17 protein-coding genes are annotated in these 21,554 nt (G+C 44.9%); 8 read left to right on the forward strand and 9 right to left on the reverse strand.

What is annotated here, in order from left to right:
• Positions 1-565: 565 nt before the first annotated feature.
• From hemG to IQO02_RS00650, 3 genes are read right to left on the reverse strand one after another with little or no spacing between them, the layout of a single operon-like run.
• Positions 566-1,093 carry a menaquinone-dependent protoporphyrinogen IX dehydrogenase gene (gene hemG / locus IQO02_RS00640; protein ID WP_016767554.1) on the reverse strand — a complete coding sequence of 176 codons (528 nt, stop codon included), beginning with the start codon at positions 1,091-1,093 and terminating at the stop codon, positions 566-568.
• 10 nt (positions 1,094-1,103) lie between these two features.
• The gene (locus IQO02_RS00645) at positions 1,104-2,561 is read right to left on the reverse strand and encodes a TrkH family potassium uptake protein (protein ID WP_016787671.1); all 1,458 of its coding nucleotides are present in this window, start codon (positions 2,559-2,561) and stop codon (positions 1,104-1,106) included.
• A 34-nt stretch (positions 2,562-2,595) separates the two neighbouring features.
• On the reverse strand, positions 2,596-3,219 hold the full coding sequence (locus tag IQO02_RS00650) for a YigZ family protein (RefSeq protein ID WP_016767552.1): 624 nt from the start codon (positions 3,217-3,219) through the stop codon (positions 2,596-2,598).
• 227 nt (positions 3,220-3,446) lie between these two features.
• Between IQO02_RS00650 and fadB the strand changes: the two genes are divergently transcribed.
• The 3 genes from fadB to IQO02_RS00665 all read left to right on the forward strand — a co-directional run bounded on the left by fadB (position 3,447) and on the right by IQO02_RS00665 (position 8,031).
• Positions 3,447-5,618, forward strand: coding sequence for a fatty acid oxidation complex subunit alpha FadB (gene fadB, locus IQO02_RS00655; RefSeq protein WP_065099509.1), 2,172 nt, complete (start codon positions 3,447-3,449; stop codon positions 5,616-5,618).
• Between the two features lie 26 nt (positions 5,619-5,644).
• Complete coding sequence (gene fadA / locus IQO02_RS00660; RefSeq protein WP_009848166.1) at positions 5,645-6,808, forward strand: acetyl-CoA C-acyltransferase FadA; 1,164 nt, start codon at positions 5,645-5,647, stop codon at positions 6,806-6,808.
• Positions 6,809-7,050: 242 nt separating this feature from the next.
• Positions 7,051-8,031, forward strand: coding sequence for an MDR family oxidoreductase (locus tag IQO02_RS00665; protein ID WP_102282649.1), 981 nt, complete (start codon positions 7,051-7,053; stop codon positions 8,029-8,031).
• 135 nt (positions 8,032-8,166) lie between these two features.
• On the opposite strand, the gene IQO02_RS00670 is transcribed toward IQO02_RS00665, so the two are convergent.
• Together IQO02_RS00670 and IQO02_RS00675 are read right to left on the reverse strand one after the other, a co-directional pair.
• A complete protein-coding gene (locus tag IQO02_RS00670; protein ID WP_010433141.1) occupies positions 8,167-9,108 on the reverse strand; it encodes a LysR family transcriptional regulator in 942 nt (313 codons plus the stop codon).
• A gap of 155 nt (positions 9,109-9,263) precedes the next feature.
• A complete protein-coding gene (locus tag IQO02_RS00675) occupies positions 9,264-9,449 on the reverse strand; it encodes a hypothetical protein (protein WP_010433144.1) in 186 nt (61 codons plus the stop codon).
• Positions 9,450-9,598: 149 nt separating this feature from the next.
• On the opposite strand from IQO02_RS00675, the gene tusA reads away from it, so the two are divergent.
• Positions 9,599-9,850, forward strand: coding sequence for a sulfurtransferase TusA (gene tusA, locus IQO02_RS00680; RefSeq protein WP_004736675.1), 252 nt, complete (start codon positions 9,599-9,601; stop codon positions 9,848-9,850).
• Between the two features lie 83 nt (positions 9,851-9,933).
• On the opposite strand, the gene IQO02_RS00685 is transcribed toward tusA, so the two are convergent.
• Both IQO02_RS00685 and IQO02_RS00690 read right to left on the reverse strand, forming a co-directional pair.
• On the reverse strand, positions 9,934-10,188 hold the full coding sequence (locus tag IQO02_RS00685) for a hypothetical protein (protein WP_016767550.1): 255 nt from the start codon (positions 10,186-10,188) through the stop codon (positions 9,934-9,936).
• Positions 10,189-10,339: 151 nt separating this feature from the next.
• Complete coding sequence (locus IQO02_RS00690) at positions 10,340-10,894, reverse strand: TMEM165/GDT1 family protein (RefSeq protein WP_010433152.1); 555 nt, start codon at positions 10,892-10,894, stop codon at positions 10,340-10,342.
• Positions 10,895-11,314: 420 nt separating this feature from the next.
• Between IQO02_RS00690 and glyQ the strand changes: the two genes are divergently transcribed.
• The 4 genes from glyQ to IQO02_RS00710 all read left to right on the forward strand — a co-directional run bounded on the left by glyQ (position 11,315) and on the right by IQO02_RS00710 (position 18,108).
• Positions 11,315-12,244: a glycine--tRNA ligase subunit alpha gene (gene glyQ / locus IQO02_RS00695; RefSeq protein ID WP_016794169.1), complete on the forward strand. Its 930-nt coding sequence runs from the start codon at positions 11,315-11,317 to the stop codon at positions 12,242-12,244.
• Between the two features lie 2 nt (positions 12,245-12,246).
• On the forward strand, positions 12,247-14,313 hold the full coding sequence (gene glyS, locus IQO02_RS00700; RefSeq protein WP_010433153.1) for a glycine--tRNA ligase subunit beta: 2,067 nt from the start codon (positions 12,247-12,249) through the stop codon (positions 14,311-14,313).
• Positions 14,314-14,515: 202 nt separating this feature from the next.
• Positions 14,516-16,603: an alpha-amylase gene (locus IQO02_RS00705; RefSeq protein ID WP_102282648.1), complete on the forward strand. Its 2,088-nt coding sequence runs from the start codon at positions 14,516-14,518 to the stop codon at positions 16,601-16,603.
• Between the two features lie 254 nt (positions 16,604-16,857).
• Positions 16,858-18,108 carry a valine--pyruvate transaminase gene (locus tag IQO02_RS00710; protein WP_016790455.1) on the forward strand — a complete coding sequence of 417 codons (1,251 nt, stop codon included), beginning with the start codon at positions 16,858-16,860 and terminating at the stop codon, positions 18,106-18,108.
• Positions 18,109-18,215: 107 nt separating this feature from the next.
• Here IQO02_RS00710 and IQO02_RS00715 read toward each other — a convergent pair whose 3' ends face one another.
• Both IQO02_RS00715 and gyrB read right to left on the reverse strand, forming a co-directional pair.
• A complete protein-coding gene (locus IQO02_RS00715; RefSeq protein WP_010433156.1) occupies positions 18,216-18,650 on the reverse strand; it encodes an Hsp20 family protein in 435 nt (144 codons plus the stop codon).
• Positions 18,651-19,132: 482 nt separating this feature from the next.
• Positions 19,133-21,550 carry a DNA topoisomerase (ATP-hydrolyzing) subunit B gene (gyrB, locus tag IQO02_RS00720; protein ID WP_016767545.1) on the reverse strand — a complete coding sequence of 806 codons (2,418 nt, stop codon included), beginning with the start codon at positions 21,548-21,550 and terminating at the stop codon, positions 19,133-19,135.
• Positions 21,551-21,554: the final 4 nt, after the last annotated feature.

The following is a 21,554-nucleotide window of genomic DNA, read 5'->3' on the forward strand; positions in this document are numbered from 1 at the left end:
GCGTTCAATCTGAGCCATGATCAAACTCTTCAATTTAAGATTTTGTGACTCAACGAATACTGACTTCAAAACTACTATGTAATTTTAAAGCTATTACCCCTCTCTTCTTAAATAAATAGGAACAGAATGGTAATGAATTGACTGTGCCAAATAACCGAAGTTATTCGTATTGGTCACTCAGTTCATTGAAATCAAGTTTGTTACCGAAGTAACTGTTTTATCCAAAAGGATAAAACGTTTTGATATTCATCAACGAGTGCCCACACAGATTGATAGGTTTAAATTGTTAAAGAGCTTTTCCTTTTTGAGCTTCGCTCAAATCGGACGGCCATTTTAGCGATTTAAGTTTTAGTGTCAACCACTATTTTCAAAACTTTTTTCAAGCGCTTAGCTTGGCTAATTTGGCTTGTTGATTCGCTTTGGTTTCCTAAGAAGCCTTCCCGTTTCAACGAGGTCGCATTATAGAGATTTCGATCACACTGGCAAGCCCTTTTTGAAGTTTTTCTCGTTTTTTTATTCGTTCGATTAAAAAGAACTCAAAACGCCTCAAAAGTAAGCTTTTCTCTTACATCTCTTGCAGTTTCTTAGAGAATAAAGAGACTTTTTCCCAATTTGTGTACTCGACTTCTTTGGTTGTATCCGTTTCTCCACCTGTCATATTCATAATGAAGCGAATCATGGTTTTATCGAACCAGTTATAACGAGGGTAATAGAGGGCACCCGCAAACACACCGATCAAAGTTGGTTGCCACGGGGACTTAAGAAGAAACTTCTTAATATAGGCGCTACCTTCGGGAGTATCTTTGCCTTGCTCTTCTTTACGAGCTGTTAAGTTAACGCAAAAGAAAGCAACCTTGTTTGATTGCAGCTGAGCAAGATTGGCATCAATAAACTGATATAGCTTCTTATTGAGGTGCCCATAGCGAATAGATGCACCAATCAAAACTCGGTCGTATTGAGCAAAGTCGACATTATCAATGGTGTGCAGATCTTGCAGCTCACATTCGAATTCATTCATTTCTTCTTTTATATAGTTCAATATTTTCTTGGTCTGCCCTTCACGGCTTGAATACAAAAATAGAGCTTTTGCCACAATGTTGTCCTTAGCTACGCCAAAACGTAGGGGTCAATAAAATTAATAAGGTGAATATCTCTAAACGGCCAAACAGCATGGATACGATCAACACCCATTTAGCCTTGTCATTCACATCGCCGAAGTGCATTGCCACTTCACCTAAGCCTGGGCCAAGGTTATTCAATGTTGCCGCTACAGCAGAGAAAGCGCTTAGCTCATCCATCCCTGTAGCAATAAGAGCCAACATACAAACCACAAAAACCAATGCGTATGCAGAGAAGAAGCCCCAAACCGCATCAACGACACGTTGTGGTAACGCAGAACCTCCGACCTTGATGGTATAGACAGCTCGCGGGTGCACAAGACGCTTCATTTCACGAGCACCTTGCAGAGTAAGTAATAAGATTCTAATGACTTTCATACCACCGCCTGTTGAGCCTGCACATCCACCTATAAAAGAAGAGAATAGAAGCAAAACGGGCAAGAACAATGGCCACTCGGAGAAACCAGTAGTGGTGAAGCCTGCTGTCGTAGATATAGATACCGTTTGGAACAAGGCTTGATCAAAGGCATCGTAATAAGAGTCATAAGAATGGTGATTAAGCAGTAACAAAAAACAAACTAAGAACAAGACCACCTGAATAAAGATAAACGCGCGGAATTCAGGATCTTTCCAGTAATATTTAGGATGGACCCCCCCAGAAGCAAATGCAGCAAAGTGAAGCGAATAGTTACACGCAGATATAAGAAGGAACACGACCGTAATCATGTTAACCGCCGGACTGTTGAAATAGCCCATACTCGCATCGTGAGTCGAGAAGCCACCAATCGCAATAGTAGAGAAACTGTGGCTGATTGCATCAAAGAAACTCATACCTGCAAGCCAAAACGCTACCGCACAAGCAATAGTTAGACTCAAATAGATGTACCAAAGCGCTTTTGCCGTTTCAGCAATACGCGGAGTCATCTTACTGTCTTTAACTGGACCTGGGATTTCAGCACGATATAGTTGCATACCACCGATACCGAGAACGGGAAGGATGGCGACCGCCAATACGATGATACCCATGCCACCAAACCACTGTAGAAACTGGCGATAAAATAGAATTGCCTTAGGTAGGTCATCGAGGCCAACAATTACCGTTGCACCGGTCGTCGTTAATGCAGAAAACGATTCGAAGAAAGCATCGGTTACCGAAACGTTCGGGTTATCGGCGATCAAAAACGGCAATGCGCCCGCACTGCCGATTACCGTCCAGAACAACACCACAATAAGAAAGCCATCTCGCGCTTTCAACTCATGTTTATAACGTCGGTTGGGGAACCAACAAGTTGCCCCACAGAATAATAGAACGAAAAAAGTCGTCACAAATGGTACACCCGCACCATCTCTATAGATAAGTGCGACGAGCGCAGGTGCGAGCATTGATACACTAAAAAGTGCTAATAATAATCCGACGATTCGAATAATTGAGCGAAATTGCATGAGCTATTGAACGAAGCTAAATGCTTCAAACTTCCTAGTTGTCTTTAACTTTCGTTACCAGTGCCTTGGCACCGCTTTTATTGATCATGGTCTGAGTAAACGAATCTACCTGCAGGAGCTCTATCTCAATGATAAACTCAACTTGAACACCATAATCCGCTTGGACCTCAACAGCCTGATGCTGAGCCATAATAGATTGTGCAATTGGCACGAAACCATAGTCTAACTCTAGCCGTAATTTTGTGGTTATTTTTTTCTCGATAGTTTGAAGCAGCTTGAGAGCTTGCTGTACCCCTCCACCGTATGCCTTAACCAAACCACCCGTTCCGAGTTTTATTCCGCCAGAATAACGAGTCACAACAGCTGTTAACTCGCCAACGCCCGAACCAGACAGTTGCGCCAAGATAGGCTTTCCAGCAGTACCAGAAGGTTCACCATCATCACTAAAGCCCCACTTCATCGAGTCTTCAGGTCGCCCTGCAACAAATCCCCAACAATTATGTCGAGCTGAAGAATGCTCTTTTTTTACCTGTTCTACGAACTGTTTAGCAGCTTCTACACTTGGTGTATGAGCAAGCTGAGTAATGAAAACGCTCTTCTTTATCTCTTCTTCAAACAGAGCCGATGCTGACGGTATTAAATAAGGCTGTTCATTCATATCGCTAACTTAATTAATAAGAGCAGCGAAGTGTATCACGCGTGAATAATAACGGTTAGAGGATCTGTGCTATCGCACAATGTTAAACAATTGTTTAAAAAATGTATTGAAATTAATCAAGCAGAGGTACAGACTAACATAACTGGTCTTACCAGGTATTCTACAATAATAGAAAGATAACAAGATTCTCTCAAACAATCGTGGATTGTATGTCATGGAGATAGACAATGATTTACCAAGCTAACACCTTACAGGTAAAGGAATTACAAGACGGTATTGCAGAACTTAGCTTCTGTGCGCCAGCCTCTGTAAACAAACTCGACCTTGCTACTTTAGAATCACTAGATAAAGCGTTAGATGCTCTTAATGCTCACGCTGGATTACGTGGTTTAATCTTAACTTCAAACAAAGACGCGTTCATCGTAGGCGCAGACATCACTGAATTTCTTGGCCTATTTGCTAAGCCAGAAGCAGAACTTGATGAATGGTTAAGATTCGCGAATTCAATCTTCAGCAAGCTCGAAGACCTTCCTGTTCCAACTCTTTCAATGATGCGTGGCCATGCCCTAGGTGGCGGCTGTGAATGTGTCTTAGCGACCGATTTCCGTATCGGTGACAAGACCACCAGCATAGGTCTCCCAGAAACCAAACTGGGCATCATGCCTGGCTTTGGTGGTTGTGTACGCCTGCCACGTGTTATCGGTGCTGACAGCGCAATGGAAATTATCACGCAAGGCAAAGCATGTCGTGCAGATGAAGCACTTAAAGTTGGCTTGTTAGATGCGATTGTTGAAACCGACCAACTACTAGAATCAGCGATTAACACGGTTTCTTTGGCAGCCAATGAGAAACTTGATTGGCAGCTACGCCGTAAACAAAAAACATCAGCGCTTTCGCTAAGCAAACTAGAAGCGATGATGAGCTTTACTATGGCTAAGGGCTTAGTAGCTCAAAAAGCAGGACCTCATTACCCAGCCCCAATCACTTCTGTTATCGCTATCGAAGAAGCAGCACGTAGTGATCGTGATGCTGCATTGGATATCGAGCGTAAACACTTCGTTAAGCTAGCAAAATCTGAGGAAGCGAAAGCATTGGTCGGCTTATTCCTTAATGACCAATACATCAAAGGCCTAGCGAAACAAGCGGGTAAGTCTGCCAACAAAGCTACTGAACGTGCAGCAGTACTTGGTGCTGGCATCATGGGTGGCGGTATTGCTTACCAGTCAGCATTGAAAGGCGTGCCAGTGATGATGAAAGACATCGCACAGGCGTCTCTAGATCTTGGTATGAACGAAGCTTCTAAGTTGTTGAATAAGCGCTTATCACGCGGTCGCCTAGATGGATTCAAAATGGCAGGCATTCTGTCTTCTATTACCCCAAGCCTACATTACGCTGGGATTGAGCAGTCAGATGTGATTGTGGAAGCGGTTGTAGAAAACCCTAAAGTAAAAGCGGCAGTTTTGAGCGAAGTGGAAGGTTTGGTTGGTGAAGACACAGTTCTTACATCAAACACCTCAACGATTCCAATCAACCTGTTAGCGAAATCTTTGAAACGCCCAGAAAATTTCTGTGGCATGCATTTCTTTAATCCAGTACATCGCATGCCTTTGGTTGAGATCATCCGAGGTGAGCACACTTCAGAAGAAACCATTAATCGCGTAGTCGCTTACGCAGCGAAGATGGGTAAATCCCCTATCGTTGTTAACGACTGTCCAGGCTTCTTCGTTAACCGTGTACTTTTCCCTTACTTCGGCGGTTTCAGCATGTTGCTACGCGACGGTGCTGATTTCACAAAGATCGATAAAGTCATGGAGCGCAAATTCGGTTGGCCAATGGGCCCAGCTTACTTGCTAGACGTTGTAGGTTTAGACACAGCACACCATGCACAAGCAGTAATGGCACAAGGCTTCCCTGAACGTATGGGCAAAGAAGGTCGTGATGCGATTGACGCACTTTACGTCGCTGAAAAATATGGTCAGAAGAACGGCAGCGGTTTCTATACATACAGCGTGGACAAACGCGGTCGCCCTAAAAAGACCTTCTCTGAAGACATTCTTCCTATCTTGGCTGACGTATGCCAACAGCCACAAGACTTTGATGACCAGACAATTATCCAGCGCGTGATGATTCCAATGATCAACGAAGTGGTGCTTTGTTTAGAAGAAGGCATCATCGCGACACCGCAAGAAGCGGATATGGCACTGGTTTACGGTTTAGGTTTCCCTCCATTCAGAGGCGGCGTATTCCGCTACTTAGACAGTGTGGGTATTGGTAACTTCGTTGAAATGGCGAAGAGCTACCAAGACTTAGGTGCAATGTACCAAGTTCCTCAACTATTGCTTGATATGGCAGCGAAGGGCGAAAGCTTTTACGACGGCCAACAAGCCAGTTCTCTGTAACCCACATTTGGAAAAGGAATAGCAAAATGAATAATGTAGTTGTTGTTGATTGCCTTCGCACCCCAATGGGACGTTCCAAAGGTGGAGCTTTCCGTCACACTCGTGCTGAAGATCTGTCGGCACATTTAATGAAAGGCATTTTAGAGCGTAACCCAGAAGTAAACCCTGTCGAAATTGAAGACATTTACTGGGGTTGTGTACAACAAACGCTAGAGCAAGGCTTCAATGTCGCACGTAACGCTGCTTTGCTTGCTGGTCTACCGATTGAGATTGGTGCGGTAACGGTCAACCGTTTATGTGGCTCATCTATGCAAGCTCTGCATGATGCAACCCGCTCTATCATGGTTGGTGATGCTGAAATCTGCCTGATAGGTGGTGTCGAACACATGGGTCATGTACCAATGAACCATGGTGTTGATTTTCACCCAGGCATGTCTAAACACGTAGCGAAAGCTGCCGGTATGATGGGCCTAACGGCTGAGATGCTAGGTAAAATGCACGGTATTAGCCGTGAAGACCAAGACGCATTCGCAGCACGCTCACATGCTCGAGCTCAAGCAGCTACGGTTGAAGGTCGTTTCAAGAACGAAATCCTACCAACAGAAGCTCACGCAGCAGACGGTTCATTGTTCACTCTGGATTACGATGAAGTCATTCGTCCAGAAACTACGGTTGAGGGCTTGTCTCAGCTTCGCCCAGTATTTGACCCAGCAAACGGTACGGTAACAGCAGGTACTTCATCAGCACTATCTGATGGTGCCTCTGCAATGCTTATCATGAGCGAAGAGAAAGCCAACGCACTTGGCCTTAAGATTCGCGCTCGCGTGAAGTCTATGGCTATCGCAGGTTGCGATCCTTCAATCATGGGTTACGGCCCAGTACCTGCTACGCAAAAAGCGCTGAAACGTGCAGGCCTAACCATTGAAGATATGGGTGTGATTGAGCTAAACGAAGCGTTTGCCGCTCAATCTCTACCTTGTGCGAAAGATCTAGGTCTATTGGATGTGGTTGATGAGAAAGTAAACCTTAACGGCGGTGCGATTGCTCTTGGTCACCCGCTAGGCTGTTCTGGTTCTCGTATCTCGACGACGCTAATCAACCTGATGGAAGCACAAGATGTGAAATACGGCTTAGCGACCATGTGTATTGGTTTAGGCCAAGGTATTGCAACGGTATTTGAACGTCCATAGCGTTTACTGACTGTAATACTTGAAGGGTAATTTTTTGTGCAGCTATATTTATATAGCTGCACTTTTTATTACTTGGCATCCAACAATGCATCGATTTCGTTCAGCAAACTCTAAGAGAGAAAAACCAACACTGACGTCTATGCACAAAACGCATATATTCAATGTTGATGTTTCATTATTTTTTCTTGAATGATTCAACTAAAGTTACTTCAGTTTCCTAATATTCCTCCACGGAGCAGATCATGTTTAAAGCACTTGTACTAAACCAAGAAGACAAAAAAACTATCGCGTCAGTTTCTCAAATTGAAGAGTCTCAATTACCAGAAGGTAACGTGAAGATTGATGTTAGCTACTCTTCTTTGAACTACAAAGATGGTTTGGCGATTACAGGTAAAGGACGCATCGTTCGTAACTTTCCTATGGTTCCTGGTATCGACCTTTCTGGTGTGGTTTCACAATCTGATGACCCACGCTACAAAGCGGGCGACGAAGTTGTTCTAACGGGTTGGGGTGTTGGTGAAGGCCACTGGGGCGGCATGGCGGAGAAAGCAAGCCTAAACGGTGATTGGTTAGTGCCAATGCCATCAGGTCTAGACGCTAAAAAAGTAATGGCTATTGGTACAGCAGGCTTTACAGCAATGCTTTGTGTGCAAGCTATCGTAGATGCAGGCATCAAACCAGAAGACGGTGAAATCCTAGTAACAGGTGCAAGTGGCGGCGTAGGCAGTGTGTCTATCACTCTACTAAACCAACTGGGCTACAAAGTCGCAGCTGTAACTGGTCGTGCTTCTGCAAATGGCGAACTATTAAAATCACTAGGCGCAACACGCATTGTAGAGCGAGCTGAACTAGAAGAACCGGCGAAGCCACTTGAGAAACAACTGTGGGCTGGTGCTATCGATACGGTAGGTAGCAAAGTACTTGCAAAAGTATTGGCGCAAATTGATTACAACGGTGCGGTTGCAATGTGTGGTCTAGCAGGCGGTTTTGACTTACCAACCACGGTAATGCCATTCATTCTGCGTAACGTTCGCCTACAGGGTGTGGACTCGGTAATGTGCCCTCGTGAAAAACGTATTAAAGCGTGGGAACAACTAGCGGAATTGCTACCTGAGTCTTTCTACGCGCAAGCAACTAAAGAAGTGTCTTTAGATGGCGCAATTAAAGCTGCAGAAGACATCACTAACGGTCAAATCACTGGTCGCGTAGTCATTAAGCTATAGATTCTCAAACCTTAAGTTATCAAACCTTAAGCAACAGCTTTAGGCTTGGATAACCCAAAATAACAAAGGGCTGATAGTAATCAGCCCTTTTGTGTTTTTGTCATTAGGATCGAGTAAACCAAAGCTAAGTCCCAGTTAACCTAAGCCAACATCCGCAATACGCTTTTGAATCAATTCGCCACACTCCTCTTTAACCACTCTTCTTAACCATTGTTGCGAGGCGGAAGAATCGCAGCGCGAGTGCCAGATCAATGAGTAATCAAACGGCATAAACTCGAATGGCAGCGGTTTAACGACTAAGTCATAACGCTCAGCCACCAAGTAAGCTAAATCAGCAGGCACAGTGATCACCAACGGCATTCTATCGACAATCGCCAATGCAGCCTCAAGGTGATAAGCACGCAACACCATTTTACGTGGGTTTTGATTAGCTAAAGCGTTATCGAGTAAAGCTTTAACGCCATCACTGATCGCGATCATCGCGTGCGGAAGTGAGACATAATCTTCAAGGCTTAATGGTTGATCGGCCAATGGGTGATTTTGGGATAACAAGCAAGACACACCAACCGGCCCTAATACGTCTTTATGAAGTGGTGCGATGCTGCCACTCGGACGACAAATCGCCATATCAACGCGCTCAGTACTGAGTTGCTTAAACAAATGCTCATGCTGCAACGGCGCAAATTCCAACGAGATATTCGGCGCTTGCTCATAAATCTTAGGCAATGCATAAGGCAAGATGGTTTGCATCGCGTAGTCAGTGGTCGCAATTAAAAAACGCTCACTACAATAGTAAGGGTCAAAATCACTCGGGCTAAGCAGTTGACGGAAAGATTCTAACGGTTGATCAATACGCTGGCTGATCTCAAGTGCTTTCTTGGTAGGAATAAGATGCTGACCTTGGCGCGTAAATAGAGGATCATTAAGTAGCTCTCTAAGACGCCCTAATACACGACTGGTTGCAGATTGACTTAAATTGAGACGAAGCGCAGCCTGGCTAACACTGCCTTCTTCAATCAATACCTTTAAGGCGACCAATAAGTTCAGGTCTCTACGATAGATGTCTTCTAATTCCACGCCACTTACCTAGCTGTATACTATCACCATTGATCACTACGTTGTTTATAGCATGCTTTAGATAAAAAAAATCCCGCAATTACGCGGGGAAGCCCAAGAAAATTGGGGATAGTGTCGGAATGTTGTCGTATCGGAATTTACTTGTTGTATTAAGGTTAGTGCTCTTGCTCTTCGGCTATGCTTTGCCAACGGCGCATCTCGACCCAAATACCAATAATCGTTGCTACTATGCCAAAGATAGGCATCAGTGAAGTCTCTGTCGGTGAGCGTAGTACTAACGCACAAAAAGAAATAAAACAGAGAACCGAATAAATTGTTAATCTATCTAATCCTGTCAACATCGCCACTCCTTAGCTAGTTGCCTTTGTTTCAAATTGTTATCAACTTGTTAATTAAGTTATAGGAAATAATTCCGTTTGCCAAGCACTTATTGCATATTTTTTCTGCAGACGTATTATTCACTCGTTAGATAGATATAGAGATACAAACCATGACATTCAAACCTGAACTGGCAACCCATACTTTAGAAGCTGAAGGCCTGCGTTGCCCGGAGCCAGTAATGATGGTCAGGAAGACAATTAGAAACATGCAGGATGGCGATGTATTACTGGTAAAAGCTGACGATCCTTCGACAACTCGAGATATTCCGAGCTTTTGTCGATTCATGGATCATCAGTTGGTAGGCCAAGCGACAGAAACTTTGCCTTACCAGTATTTGATCAGAAAGGGATTGGAGGCGTAACGCCCCACCGAGTATCAAGTATCAAAAAAGCCGCTCGTACCTTATGTTCTTAAACAGAACTCAGAGTACGAGCGGCTTTTTGTTTATTCGTTTCTAGACTTGTTTTGCAGATGCTCGAGCTGATGCTGAATTTCTCGGATATCTTTGCGCATCGGAATAATATGCGCGACCCGAATCCAAGCCTCTACCGCAAGCGCAGTCATGATGATGGCACCCGCGACCATTGGTAGCCACATGTCCGTCAACACCATGCCTAATAATGTAAGTGCAAGACCAAAAGTAAATAGATAACTTTGGCTTTGTGGAGTAATACCCATATAACGCGTCAACATAATCATGCCCTCGTGTCCTTAACTCACAATATTAAAATATCATGACAAGTATGACAGTTATATGTCCATTCGCTCGATAAACCCCACAATACTGTAAGAGTATGACCTACAACACATTACTCTACTGATTGAGTATAATAAGACTCAATACTACCCGTTAATAGAAAGCCGCAGCGATAGCTAAACCCACGAATAATAAGGCCGTGATCTTACGAATCAGGTCAAGCGGCATCTTATCTGCCGACAACTTACCGATGATAACCACTGGCACATTCGCCAATAACATACCGATCGTAGTACCTAGAATCACCCACATTAATGCATCAGAGTATTGAGCCCCTAGAATGGAGGTCGCTATCTGGGTTTTATCACCAATCTCAGCAATGAAGAACGCGATGAAACTGGCGACAAACGGGCCTCGGTTTGAGATCTGCTCATCGTCATCCAACTTATCGGGAATCAGAATCCAGCCCGCCATAGCGATGAAACTGACCACCAGCACCCACTTTAAAACTTCAGGTGAAAGATAATCGGCGACTACAACCCCGAGCCATGCAGCAAGGGCATGATTGGCAATGGTGGCAAAGAAGATAGCCGCAATGATAGGTATCGGTTTTCGATATCGACTGGCTAATAAAAGGGATAGCAACTGGGTCTTATCACCGATCTCGGCTAAGGCGACAGTTGTAATTGAAATTGCTAAAACGCTCACGACATGCTCATTTGGGATGGAGATTATTATATTTAACCAAAGACAAACCTCGCGCCCCATCCCGGTTCACGATGCTTGTCTAAGGTCTTGCTAAGCGCCACCAAGGTGGTGGTTGCCTCGAACGCCATGATGATTTTGCATCAATTATGTTGACGGACGAACTCATTCAATAGGATATGAATAAGTAAGCTACTCCCCAAAGACCGCGAGATTTTAATCACCCACGCTTTCAAACACAAGTGTCAAACTTATCAAAATATCCACTTGTGCCGAAAAACAAACATTAAAGGCAAAAAAATCCACTAAACGACATTTTAGACCACTAATTAAACAAGATTACCCCTACTCGCTTTACCAATATCTCGGTATACTCAGAGGTTATTTTTATCATTCATTTAAAAGAATCGCGCGAACCTGACTATGCAAAAATACGATATCAAAACCTTCCAGGGAATGATCCTCGCGCTGCAGGATTACTGGGCACAAAACGGTTGTACCATTGTTCAACCACTAGATATGGAAGTAGGTGCTGGCACCTCTCACCCAATGACATGTCTACGTGCACTTGGCCCAGAGCCAATGTCTACGGCGTACGTTCAACCTTCTCGTCGTCCGACCGATGGTCGTTACGGTGAAAACCCGAACCGCCTGCAGCACTACTATCAATTCCAAGTAGCTCTAAAACCTTCTCCAGATAACATCCAGGAGTTGTACTTAGGCTCGCTTGAAGTTCTTGGTGTCGACCCACTTGTTCACGACATTCGCTTCGTTGAAGATAACTGGGAAAACCCAACACTAGGCGCATGGGGCCTTGGTTGGGAAGTATGGCTAAACGGCATGGAAGTAACTCAGTTTACTTACTTCCAACAGGTTGGCGGCCTTGAGTGTAAGCCTGTAACTGGCGAGATCACTTACGGTATCGAGCGTCTAGCAATGTACATCCAGGAAGTAGATTCTGTTTACGACCTTGTATGGAACGTAGCACCAGACGGTTCTAATGTGACTTACGGTGACATCTTCCACCAAAACGAAGTTGAGCAATCAACATACAACTTCGAGCACGCAGATGTAGATTTCCTGTTCACTTTCTTCGACCAGTGCGAAAAAGAGTGTAAAGAGCTACTTGAGCTTGAGAAGCCACTGCCGCTTCCAGCTTACGAGCGCATTCTAAAAGCAGGTCACGCATTCAACATCCTTGATGCGCGCAAAGCTATCTCTGTAACAGAGCGTCAACGTTACATCCTTCGTATCCGCAACCTGACTAAAGCTGTTGCAGAAGCGTACTACGCGTCACGTGAAGCACTTGGCTTCCCAATGTGCCGAACTGTAGAAGAAAAGGAAGGTAAATAATCATGGCGAAGAATTTTCTAATTGAACTGGGTACGGAAGAGCTTCCACCAACGGCACTTCGTTCTCTAGCAGAAGCCTTTGCTTCTAACTTTGAAGCGGGTCTTAAAACGGCTGAGCTTTCTCACGAAGGCATCAAGTGGTACGCAGCACCTCGTCGTCTAGCTCTTAAAGTAACCGCACTGGCTGAAGGCCAAGCTGACAAAGTCGTTGAAAAGCGTGGTCCTGCTGTTTCTGTAGCATTCGATGCTGAAGGCAACGCGACTAAAGCAGCACAAGGTTGGGCTCGTGGTAACGGTATCACTGTTGAGCAAGCTGACCGTCTGAAAACAGACAAAGGCGAGTGGCTTCTTTTCAAACAAGAAGTAGCAGGCAAACCTGTTCAAGAATTGGTGATGGATATCGCTGCGAAAGCACTGGCTGGCCTACCAATCCCTAAAGCGATGCGCTGGGGTAACTCAGACATTCAATTTATCCGTCCAGTAAAAACACTGACAGTACTACTAGGTGATGAGCTTGTTGAAGGCGAAATCCTAGGTGTAGCATCTGCTCGTACTATCCGTGGCCACCGTTTCATGGGCGAACAAGAGTTTACAATCGATTCTGCTGACCAATACCCTGCGATCCTAGAAGAGCGCGGTAAAGTAATGGCAGATTACGAAGCACGTAAAGCGATCATCCTTGCTGATTCGCAAAAAGCGGCAGCAGCGGTTGGCGGTAAAGCTGACCTAGAAGATGACCTTGTTGAAGAAGTAACGTCTCTGGTTGAATGGCCAGTAGTACTTACAGCGAAGTTTGAAGAAGAGTTCCTAAAAGTCCCTTCTGAAGCTTTGGTTTACACCATGAAAGGCGACCAGAAGTACTTCCCAGTGTATGACGCTGATAAGAACCTTCTGCCAAACTTCATCTTCGTTTCGAACATCGAGTCTAAAGAGCCTCGTCACGTAATCGAAGGTAACGAGAAGGTTGTACGTCCACGTCTAGCTGATGCTGAGTTCTTCTTCAACACAGACCGTAAGCGTCCGCTTATCGACCGTCTTGCTGAACTAGACCAAGCTATCTTCCAGAAGCAACTGGGCACTATCAAAGACAAAACCGACCGCATCACAGAACTTGCTGGCTACATTGCTGAGAAAATCGATGCTGACGTTGAAAAGTCTAAGCGTGCTGGCCTACTGGCTAAGTGTGACCTAATGACATCAATGGTATTCGAATTTACGGATACTCAAGGTGTGATGGGGATGCACTACGCGACTCACGATGGTGAAGACGAGCAAGTAGCACTGGCACTTTACGAGCAGTACATGCCTCGTTTCGCGGGTGACACACTACCAAGCACTGGTATTTCTTCTGCAGTCGCAATGGCAGACAAGCTAGACACTATCGTAGGTATCTTCGGTATTGGCCAAGCACCAAAAGGTTCTGACCCATTCGCTCTACGTCGTGCATCACTAGGTGTGCTACGTATCATCGTTGAAAACGGCTACAACCTAGACCTAACCGATCTAATCGGTAAAGCGAAAGAGCTACTAGGCGACAAGCTAACTAACGACAACGTTGAAGCTGACGTTATCGACTTCATGCTAGGTCGTTTCCGCGCATGGTACCAAGATGCTGGTTTCAGCGTTGATATCATCCAAGCGGTACTAGCACGTCGTCCAACTAAACCTGCTGATTTTGACCAACGTGTTAAAGCGGTTTCTCACTTCCGTGAACTGGAAGCAGCAGAAGCACTAGCAGCAGCGAACAAGCGTGTAGGTAATATCCTTGCGAAATTCGATGGCGAGCTACCAGCAGAAATCGATCTAGCACTTCTTCAAGAAGACGCAGAGAAAGCACTGGCTGAAAACGTTGAAGTAATGACAGAAGCACTAGAACCAGCATTCGCGACAGGCAACTACCAAGAAGCCCTAAGCAAACTTGCTGACTTACGTGAACCCGTTGATGCATTCTTCGATAACGTAATGGTTATGGCTGATGATGAAGCGCTTAAGAAGAACCGTCTAACGCTACTGAACAACCTACGTAACCTGTTCCTACAGATTGCTGACATCTCTCTACTGCAAAAATAAGCACGAGTGAGACAGTTGCTCTTAGTCATACTCTGAGTAACTAACAGTAAATACCCAAAGGGAAGCGAAAGCTTCCCTTTTTGTTTTTGTGAACCAAGCATTTGTTTGTAGAGGTGTTATTGATTAACTGAATGAAACAGCACTCAGACTGTAGAGGGTATTGTTTGCTATAAATAACCTGTTTATTCAGGGGAAGGGAACAATGAAAAAGACAGTACTCGCGCTTTCAATACTCGCACTCAGCGCATGCAGCCAAACCAATGACAACAATCTACTGCTGACAATTGATAACGACACTGTCGTATTCGAATCATCCGGTAAAGGCACCGTGATTGCAGAACAGGAACTCGCTAAAGGTAGTTATACCTTCTCTATCAGCGACGCTCAAAGTACCTGTGGTACTAACTTTGCTCTGGCTGAAGAGAGTCGCATCAAATTCAATAAACCCCTTCGCCTAGACGATTGTGCCGAAAAATCTGAAATCGCTATCAAAGTATTTCGCGCTAATACTTACCAATTTACGTTGAACCCTCAGACCAATGAACTCACGGTTCAGATAAAGCCGAAGCAGCAGCAAGTTCAAAGCTTTGCCTGCCCAATACCTAGTGACCAGCCAACCACCATCAACGTTGCTCAAACCTTTGATGATGGTACCTTGGTAAGAGACGCCCTTTCAGGCAAACAAATCACAGTAACTAATGGCAGCGTCACCATGCAGCCTGCAGAAAACAGCCAAGGTATTCTGCTACTAGAGAAAGTAGAACCAGAAACCAAAGCCGATTTTAGTTGGGATAACGCCACGGTTTACTTCGTAATGACTGACCGTTTCCACAATGGCAACCCTGACAACGACAACAGCTATGGTCGCAGCCAAGATGGACAAGACGAAATCGGCACCTTCCACGGTGGTGACCTAGCAGGCTTAACCGAAAAGCTCGACTACATTGAATCGCTCGGGGCCAATGCTATCTGGATTACCTCTCCACTAGAGCAAATCCACGGCTGGGTTGGCGGTGGTGATCGCGGTGACTTCAAACACTATGGCTATCACGGCTATTACCATCAAGACTGGACCAAGCTTGATGACAACATGGGTACCGAAGACGAGCTGAAAACCTTCATCGATACCGCGCACAGCAAAGGCATTCGTGTTGTTTGGGACGTGGTGATGAACCACACTGGCTACGCCACGCTTGCCGACATGCAAGAGTTTGATTTTGGTAAACTCAACCTGACCGATGAACAAGCTAAACAAACGCTTGGTGAAAACTGGACAGATTGGCAACCCGCTAAAGGTCAGAACTGGCACTACTTCAACAACTACATCTCATACAGCGATAAAGAAGCATGGGAAAAGTGGTGGGGCAAAGCTTGGCTGCGCAGTGATATCGGAGCCTATGACTCTCCAGGTTACAATAACCTCACCATGTCTTTGGCGCATTTACCCGATTTCAAAACAGAATCGACAGAGACCACTGGGCTACCTAACTTCTATCGCAACAAGTCCACCAGCGCCACGGATGAACTCCAAACCCCTCGTGAACATCTAATCACTTGGTTGTCTGACTGGGTACGTGAATATGGCGTTGATGGTTTTAGAGTCGATACCGCCAAGCACGTTGAGTTAGACGCGTGGGCAGAGCTTAAAGAGAGCACTAACCAAGCGCTTGCAGAATGGAAGCAAAACAACCCAGACAAAGCCCTGGATGACCTACCTTTTTGGATGACAGGCGAAGTATGGGCACACAGCGTAGTCAAATCAGACTATTTTGCTAACGGCTTTGATTCGATCATCAACTTTGAATTCCAGAGTGATATCGCACCAAAGGCGCTCAAGTGCCTATCCGATCTTGATGCTGATTACCTTCGTTACGCAGAGAAGATCAACAACGACAGCGAATTCAACGTACTGAGTTACCTATCGTCTCACGACACCTCTCTATTCTGGACACAACATGGCAGCGACTTTGCGAAACAGACCAAAGCTGCAAACGCGTTGATGCTGGCTCCCGGTGCGGTGCAGATCTATTACGGAGATGAAATCGCTCGTGATTTCGGCCCAACAGGCTCAGACCCAATGCAAGGTACTCGATCTGACATGCCTTGGGATCAAATCACAGGCGAACGAGCAGAATTGCTGGAACACTGGCAAGCACTTGGCCAATTCCGCCAACGACACCCAGCAGTAGCTCAAGGTAAGCACATCATCCGCAACAACAAGGGCTACTATGCGTTCGAACGCCAATACCAAGATGACAAAGTATTGGTTGTTTACACCGGAACGAAGTAAACATTCATTGAAATAATCCGCAAAATTAAAAGGAGAAGCTTAGGCTTCTCCTTTTTTGATCACGAAACACTCGTTCAATAAGAAAGCAGACACTCATTAGTTAAACTTTATAGAAGTTTTTTTCGTGTTAGAGCATTTGGCGCTAGGCGTCGCAAAAACATTGCGGTATGTTCAAGGAATACACTGTTGGTAGACATAAGGTCTGCCTTAATGACACATAACAAGCAATCACAATGAATTAGGTAAAATAACTAATGCAGTTCTCTAAGTTTGGTGAAAAATTTAATCGATACTCTGGAATCACTCGTTTAATGGATGATTTGAATGATGGCCTGCGCACTCCTGGCGCAATCATGCTCGGTGGTGGCAACCCAGCCGCTATCCCAGCCATGCTCGATTACTTTAACCAAGCCAGTGCCGATATGCTCGCCAGTGGAGAACTCATCGCCGCCCTCGCTAACTACGATGGTCCGCAGGGCAAAAACAGCTTTATTAAGTCGTTAGCGGCAATGCTGAAAGAAACTTATGACTGGGACATCAGCGAAAAGAACATCAGCCTAACCAACGGCAGTCAAAGTGGCTTCTTTTACCTCTTCAACCTGTTAGCAGGTCAACAACCAGACGGTTCTCACAAGAAAATCTTGTTGCCGATCGCACCGGAATATATCGGCTACGGCGATGCTGGCATTGATGACGATATTTTTATCTCTTACCACCCAGAAATCGAGCTTCTTGAAAATAGACAGTTCAAATACCACGTTGATTTTGAAAAGCTTAAGGTTGACGACTCGGTTTCCGCCATCTGTGCTTCTCGCCCAACCAACCCAACCGGTAACGTGCTGACCGACGAAGAAGTACGTAAACTGGATAAACTTGCGCGCGAAAACAACATACCGCTATTGATCGATAATGCCTATGGCTTGCCGTTTCCAAACATCATCTTTGAAGATGTCGAACCGTTCTGGAATGAAAACACCATTCTGTGCATGAGCTTATCTAAGCTTGGTTTGCCTGGTGTGCGTTGCGGTATCGTGATTGCGAGCGAAGAAGTAACACAAGCTCTGACCAACATGAATGGCATTATCAGCCTAGCACCTAATAGTGTTGGCCCTGCGATTGCTAACCACATGATTGAAAAAGGCGATTTACTGCGCTTAAGTAGCGAGGTAATCAAACCTTTCTATAAAGATAAGTCTCTACGTGCAGTTGAGCTCTTACAAGAAGCGATCGATGACCCTCGCTTCCGTATCCACAAGCCTGAAGGCGCGATTTTCTTATGGCTATGGTTTGATGAGTTGCCAATTACCACCATGGAGCTGTACGACCGCCTCAAAGCTCGTGGCGTATTGATTGTTCCTGGTGAATACTTCTTTATCGGCCAAGAAGATGAGTGGGATCATGCCCACCAGTGCTTACGTATGAACTACGTGCAAGATGATGAAGCAATGCAGAAAGGCATTTCAATCATTGCAGAGGAAGTGAAAAAGGCTTACTCAGAACAGTAATCAAAGCTTTTAGGTTACTGTAGGCCAAATACAAAAAAGAGCACCTCATAAGGTGCTCTTTCACTTTTACTTTCCGATATTTATTAGCTCAAATGAGCTAATAACGCTTAACCTTCTAGAAGACTATTACCATTAATAGCAATCTTACGCGGTTGCATCGCTTCTGGGATCTCGCGTTCTAGGTCGATGTGAAGAAGACCATTTTCCATGCTTGCGCCTACCACTTTCACATAGTCAGCCAGTTGGAATTTACGTTCGAAATCGCGCTCTGCAATACCTTGATATACGAAGGTTTTCTCTACTTCTTCTTTACGCTCACCTTTCACAATTAGCGTATTCTCTTTTTGAGTCAGATCTAATTGGTCATCTGCAAAGCCAGCGACTGCCATAGTAATACGGTAGTTATTCTCGTCTTTTTGCTCGATGTTATAAGGAGGGTAACCGCCAGAAGTATTTTTCGATGTGTTCGCTTCCATCATGTTGAATAGACGATCGAAGCCGATTGCGTTGCGGTAAAGTGGAGTGAAATCTACAGTTCTCATAATGCTATCCTTTTAGTAAGCAATAGTCTTAGCTGTGATTTTTACTAAGATCGAACCTGTGAGTGACCCAGTAAACAGCTAAGGGATTCAGTTTGCATTCCTCGGGTTTCGCCTCTTTTGGCGACAACGCTGGGACATGACAATGAATCAATTTTTAAATTGTGTGCTGCCAAAGTTATCCTCTATTGAGCGATACTCTAGCAACGGTTATGAAGGTTCTGTTTCTTCTCTTGTAGAGCAAGACAGTCATCCTCTTCACAACTAGATATGTGGATTGAGCAAAATAGTTTCAAGGGATTATTTTCAATTATTTTTTCAACTCAATATTTTTCAAGACCTTACAGAGACAAAAAAGCACCGCCAATAGGCAGTGCTTTCATAATTTTATGAACTTAATCAATACAACGAAGACATCAATTTAATTGCTTCGAGGCTAAGTTAGTTCGCATTAGTTCAAGCGAAATAACGACGCATCGCAGTAATTAAACGTCTAAGTTTGCTACTTTCAATGCATTCTCTTCGATGAAGTTACGACGAGGCTCTACTTGGTCGCCCATCAACGTTGTAAACAACAGATCTGCACCAACGGCATCGTCAATGGTTACTTGCATCATACGGCGAGTTTCAGGATCCATTGTCGTTTCCCAAAGCTGGTCAGGGTTCATCTCACCTAGACCTTTGTATCGTTGCAAGCTTAAGCCACGACGAGACTCTTTCACCAACCAGTTCAGAGCTTCAACAAAGCTAGAAACCGCTTGAGTACGCTCACCACGCTTGATGTAAGCGCCTTCTTCAATCAAGCCATCAAGGGCTTCAGATAGATCAGCCAGCTTCGCGAACTCTTTCGAGTTAATCAGATCAATGCTTAGTAGGTGTTCATGAGTTACACCATGAGTACGAACCACGATCTTAGGTACGCTCAAACCTAGCTCTTCATGTTTTTCAACTTCAAGGCTGTATTGGCTAGCACCGACTTCTTTCGCGTTTAGCTGTTCTACAAGCTGCTTACCCCAAGCTTCAACTGCCACGTCATCATGACACTGCTCAGCCGTTAGACGAGGAACGTAAATCAGTTCGTGAACCAATGCGCGTGGGTAACGGCGGCTCATGCGGTCAACAAGCTTAATACCTGCATTGTATTGCTGAACAAGCTTCTCTAGGCCTTCACCTGCGAACGCTGGCGCTTCAGGGTTTACGTGCAGTTCTGCATTGTCTAAAGCCAAAGATACTTGATACTGGTTCATCGCATCTTCATCTTTAATGTATTGCTCTTGCTTACCTTTCTTCACTTTGTAAAGTGGCGGTTGAGCAATGTAAATGTAACCACGTTCAATCAGCTCAGGCATTTGACGGTAGAAGAACGTCAGTAGCAGTGTACGGATGTGAGAACCATCGACATCGGCATCGGTCATGATAATGATGTTATGGTAACGCAGTTTGTCTGGGTTGTATTCGTCACGGCCAATACCACAACCAAGTGCAGTGATTAGCGTTGCGACTTCTTGAGAAGACAGCATTTTATCGAAACGTGCTTTCTCTACGTTAAGGATTTTACCTTTAAGCGGTAGGATTGCTTGGTTCTTACGGTTACGCCCCTGCTTAGCTGATCCGCCAGCAGAGTCTCCTTCCACAATATACAGTTCAGACAGTGCAGGATCTTTTTCCTGACAGTCAGCGAGTTTACCTGGAAGGCCTGCTAAATCTAATGCGCCTTTACGACGTGTCATCTCACGCGCTTTACGCGCTGCATCACGAGCTCGTGCTGCATCGATAATTTTCGAACAAACGATTTTCGCTTCACCTGGATTCTCAATGAGGAACTCAGACAATTTCTCACCCATAGTAGACTCTACGGCAGACTTCACTTCTGAAGAAACCAGCTTGTCTTTAGTTTGGCTTGAGAACTTAGGATCTGGCACTTTCACCGAAACAATCGCCGTCAAACCTTCACGAGCATCATCACCTGATGTTGAAGTCTTCGCTTTCTTCGAGAAGCCTTCTTTGTCCATGAAGCTATTCAATGTACGAGTTAGTGCAGCACGGAAACCTGCTAAGTGAGCACCACCATCGCGTTGAGGGATGTTGTTGGTGAAACAGTAGATGTTTTCTTGGTAGCCATCATTCCACTGCATCGCAACTTCAACGGTAATACCGTCTTCACGCTCAGAGTTAAAGTGGAAGATTTTTTGGATGATTGGCGTTTTGTTAGTATTAAGGTGCTCAACAAACGCTTGGATACCGCCTTCGTATTCGAAGTGATCCATTTTGTCTTCTTCGCGCTCGTCAATCAGCTTAATTGACACACCTGAGTTCAAGAATGATAGCTCACGTAGACGCTTAGCTAAAATATCATAATGGAACTCGATGTTAGTGAAGGTTTCTTCACTCGGCCAGAAACGAATCTCTGTACCGGTTTTATCCGTGTCACCGATAACAGCTAGTGGCGCTTGAGGCTCACCGTGGCTGTAGGTTTGAGTGTGGATTTTGCCACCACGGTGGATAGTAAGAGTAACTTGCTTAGAAAGTGCGTTAACTACTGAAACACCAACACCATGCAGACCACCAGATACCTTGTACGAGTTATCATCGAACTTACCACCAGCGTGAAGAACCGTCATGATTACTTCTGCTGCTGATACGTTTTCTTCTGGGTGCAATTCTGTTGGGATACCACGGCCGTCATCGCTTACAGACACAGAACTATCTTCATGGATAGTTACAATAATGTCATTACAGTGACCAGCTAGCGCTTCATCAATAGAGTTATCTACCACCTCAAAAACCATGTGGTGCAGACCGGTACCATCATCCGTGTCGCCAATGTACATTCCAGGACGCTTACGTACCGCATCCAGACCCTTCAGTACTTTAATACTCGATGAATCGTAATTATCTGACATAGTT

The organism is Vibrio sp. OPT24 (assembly GCF_015163545.1).
Taxonomy (GTDB): domain Bacteria; phylum Pseudomonadota; class Gammaproteobacteria; order Enterobacterales; family Vibrionaceae; genus Vibrio; species Vibrio cyclitrophicus.